General features: G+C 69.4%; 1 protein-coding gene and 1 pseudogene. Both read left to right on the top strand.

Annotated features, from left to right (window positions below):
* Nucleotides 1–243, top strand: a pseudogene (aroE, locus tag Tther_RS13125) (shikimate dehydrogenase); the annotation flags it as partial.
* A gap of 48 nt (nt 244–291) precedes the next feature.
* The coding region (tal, locus tag Tther_RS13120) for a transaldolase (RefSeq protein ID WP_143904572.1) at nt 292–1,178 on the top strand (887 nt) is incomplete at its 3' end.

Genomic DNA, 1,178 nt, shown 5'->3' with positions numbered 1-1,178 from the left:
CTGTCGTCCGCCCCCCTGCCGCTGCCGCCGGGTCTGTTCGCCGCGGACGGTCTGGCCTACGACATGGTGTACGGCAAGGGTCTCACGCCTTTTTTGCAACAGGCGCGCGATGCCGGTGTCGGGCAGCTGGCCGATGGCGTGGGCATGCTCGTCGAGCAGGCGGCCGAAGCGTTTGCCTGGTGGCGCGGCGTGCGCCCCGACAGCCGACCCGTGATCGAGCGGCTGCGCGTGCCGCTGGCGTAAACGCCGTCCTCCTCCCTCTCCCAGGTTTTCGTTCCTGCGCCATCGACCATGAACCAGCTCGACGCCCTCAAGCGCCACACCATCGTGGTGGCCGACACCGGCGACTTTTTGCAAATCGCGCAGTACCAGCCGCGCGACGCGACCACCAACCCGTCGCTCATTCTCAAGTCCGTGCTCAAGCCAGAATACGCCCCGCTGCTCGACGATGTGCTGGCGCGCCACCGCAGCCGGCCGCTGGATGAGGTGGTGGACCGCCTGCTGGTGCGCTTTGGCACCGAGATTTTGCGCACCGTGCCCGGGCGCGTGTCCACGGAGGTCGATGCGCGGCTGAGCTTTGACAGCGCCGCCACCATCGAGCGCGCGCGGCGCCTGATCGCCCTCTACGCAGCCGAGGGCGTGCCGCGCGAGCGCGTGCTGATCAAAATCGCCGCCACGTGGGAAGGCATCCGCGCCGCCGAGGTGCTGGAGCGCGAAGGCATCCACACCAACCTGACGCTGCTGTTTGCCTTTTGCCAGGCCGTGGCCTGCGCCGACGCCGGCGTGCGCCTGATTTCGCCCTTCGTCGGCCGCATCTACGATTGGCACAAGGCCCGCGCGGGCGCGCAGTGGGACGAGGCCGCCATGGCCGGCGTCCACGACCCCGGCGTGCAGTCGGTCACCCGCATTTGGCGCTACTACAAGCGGCATGGCATCGCCACCGAGGTCATGGGCGCGAGCTTTCGCAACACCGGGCAGATTCTGGCGCTGGCGGGCTGCGACCTGCTCACCATCAGCCCCGAGCTGTTGGCCCGCCTGGCCAGCACCGAAGGCGACGTGCCGCGCGTGCTGGATGTGGCCGAGGCGCGCGCCGCCGATGCGCCCGCGCAGCACTACCGCGCGGGTGACGAAGCGGCGTTTCGCTTCACCCTCAACGAGGACGCCATGGCCACCGAAAA

This window comes from Tepidimonas thermarum (genome assembly GCF_007556705.1).
Classification (GTDB): Bacteria; Pseudomonadota; Gammaproteobacteria; order Burkholderiales; family Burkholderiaceae_C; genus Tepidimonas; species Tepidimonas thermarum.
This window is presented reverse-complemented; position numbering and strand designations above follow the sequence as displayed.